This window comes from Ramlibacter sp., from assembly GCF_013697775.1.
Taxonomy (GTDB): domain Bacteria; phylum Pseudomonadota; class Gammaproteobacteria; order Burkholderiales; family Burkholderiaceae_C; genus Ramlibacter.
The window spans coordinates 1-2,547 of sequence record NZ_JACCWG010000232.1; the positions used below are offsets into that span (position 1 = coordinate 1).

2 protein-coding genes are annotated in these 2,547 nt (G+C 67.9%); both read left to right on the forward strand.

Features of this window, described 5'->3' with window-relative positions:
- Window positions 1-161 precede the first annotated feature (161 nt).
- Window positions 162-1,532, forward strand: a complete 1,371-nt coding sequence (gene ffh, locus H0U68_RS11410; RefSeq protein WP_296355641.1) for a signal recognition particle protein — start codon at window positions 162-164, stop codon at window positions 1,530-1,532.
- A 131-nt stretch (window positions 1,533-1,663) separates the two neighbouring features.
- Complete coding sequence (locus H0U68_RS11415) at window positions 1,664-2,389, forward strand: hypothetical protein (RefSeq protein ID WP_296355642.1); 726 nt, start codon at window positions 1,664-1,666, stop codon at window positions 2,387-2,389.
- The last annotated feature ends 158 nt before the right edge of the window (window positions 2,390-2,547 follow it).

Below are 2,547 nucleotides of genomic sequence, written 5' to 3' on the forward strand. Positions count from 1 at the left end.
CGCTCAGCCGGCCGGTGCCGGCGGCGGGCAGCGCGTAGGCGGCGGCGGCGGCGAACGCGAGCACCGCGCTCGACGGGGACGCACTGGCTAGAATCATGCTCTCCAGTTTAGCCCCTCGCTTCGCCGCGCCGAAGCACTCGGGGCCCACCGAGACCCCCCGCATGGCCTCCGCACTCTCCGACAAACTTTCCCGCCTGGTCAAACAGATGCGCGGCCAGGCCCGCATCACCGAGGACAACGTGCAGGACATGCTGCGCGAAGTCCGCATGGCCCTGCTTGAGGCCGACGTGGCGCTGCCGGTGGTGCGCGACTTCGTCGCCCGCGTGAAGGACAAGGCGCTCGGCCACGAGGTGATGGGTTCGCTCTCGCCCGGCCAGGCGCTGGTGGGCATCGTGCAGCGCGAGCTCGCCGCCACCATGGGCGAGGGCGTGAGCGACCTCAACCTGGCGACCCAGCCGCCGGCGGTGATCCTGATGGCCGGCCTGCAGGGCGCGGGCAAGACCACCACCACCGCCAAGCTGGCCAAGCACCTGATCGAGAAGCGCAAGAAGAAGGTGCTCACAGTGTCGGGCGACGTCTACCGGCCGGCCGCCATCGAGCAGCTGAAGACGGTGACCAAGCAGGCAGGTGCCGAGTGGTTCCCAAGCACGCCGGACCAGAAGCCGGTGGACATCGGCCGCGCCGCGCTCGACTACGCGCGCAAACAGTATTTCGACGTGCTGCTGGTGGACACCGCCGGCCGCCTCGCCATCGACGAAGCCATGATGCGCGAGATCAAGGAACTGCACGCCGCGCTCAAGCCGATCGAGACGCTGTTCGTGGTGGACGCCATGCAGGGCCAGGACGCGGTCAACACCGCCAAGGCGTTCAAGGAAGCGCTGCCGCTGACCGGCATCGTGCTGACCAAGCTGGACGGTGACTCGCGCGGCGGCGCCGCGCTGTCGGTGCGGCAGGTGACCGGCGCGCCGATCAAGTTCGCCGGCGTCTCCGAGAAGATCGACGGGCTGGAGGTGTTCGACGCCGAGCGGCACGCCGGCCGCATCCTGGGCATGGGCGACATCGTCGCGCTGGTCGAGCAGGTGCAGGCCGGCGTGGACATGGAAGCCGCGCAGAAGCTGGCGGCCAAGGTCAAGAGCGGCGAAGGCTTCAACCTGGAAGACTTCCTCTCGCAGATCCGCCAGATGAAGAGCATGGGCGGCCTGTCCACGCTCATGGACAAGCTGCCCGCGCAGATGCAGGCCAAGGCCGGCGAAGTCGACATGGACAAGGCCGAGCGCGAGATCCGCCGCAAGGAAGGCATCATTTGCAGCATGACGCCGCTGGAGCGCCGAAAGCCCGAACTGATCAAGGCCACCCGCAAGCGCCGCATCGCGGGCGGCGCCGGTGTGCACGTGCAGGAGGTCAACCGCCTGCTCAATGAATTCGAGCAGATGCGCGACATGATGAAGAAGATGAAGGGCGGCGGCCTGATGAAGATGATGAAGCGCATGGGCGGCGGCAAGGCCGGCGGCATGCCCAAGATGCCGTTCTGAGTGGCTGCGCAGTCCGTGTAGGACAAAGACTTCACGGTGTCGGCGCTTAAGCCGACGCCTTACAGGGTTCTGCAGAGCTGACAGCCGAGCAGGCGTGCCGAACAATCCATTGTCTGACCGACGAGGGATTCATGTTCCATTCCAGGCAAAAGGCCCACTTCATTCTGGCGCTCGCGTTCTGCGCGGTTGCCGCGGCGTTTCCGCAGGCGCACGCACAGGACGTCGGCCAGGGCCCGCTTGTCACCATCAAGCTTGCCGACATGGGAGCAGAGTCCGCCTCGGCCGAGGTGCGCCACATCGCCGACTGGGCGGTGAACTCCGGCGACCATGTGGGGCTTCCGTTTGCCATCGTCGACAAGCTCGACGGCCGGGTGTTCGTGTTCGACGCCCAGGGCAAGCTGCGCGGCGCCAGCCCCGCCCTGGTGGGTTCGGCACGCGGCGACGAGGCCGCTGCCGACATCGGCACCCGGCAGATCTCCGCCATCCGGCCCGAAGAGCGCATCACGCCTGCGGGCCGCTTCACCGCGGTGATGGGCAAGGGCCTGAAAGGCGAGGACATCCTGTGGGTGGACTACGACTCGGCCCTGGCGCTGCACCGCGTGGTCACCAACGTGCCGCAGGAGCGCCGGCTGCAGCGGCTGCAAAGCAAGGTGGCGGCGGACCGCCGCATCACCTACGGCTGCATCAACGTGCCGGTGCAGTTCTACGACAGCGTGGTGCGTACGACCTTCAACGACACGCGCAGCGTCGTCTACATCCTTCCCGAGTCGCGGCGCGCGCAGGAGCTGTTCGGCTCCTACGAGGTCCGCAGCCCGTTCCCGCAGAACGCCGCAGTGGTGCTGCCGACCGTTCACTGAACTGCCGCCGGACCGTCTGCCGGCAGGCAGGCAGTCCCCAAATGAAGAAACCCGCCTTTCGGCGGGTTTCTTCATTGCGTGACCGCGATCAGTTGCGGTACGGACGCGGCGCCGGGGGCGGCGGCGGCGGGGGAGGCGGGGGCGGCGGCACGTAGACC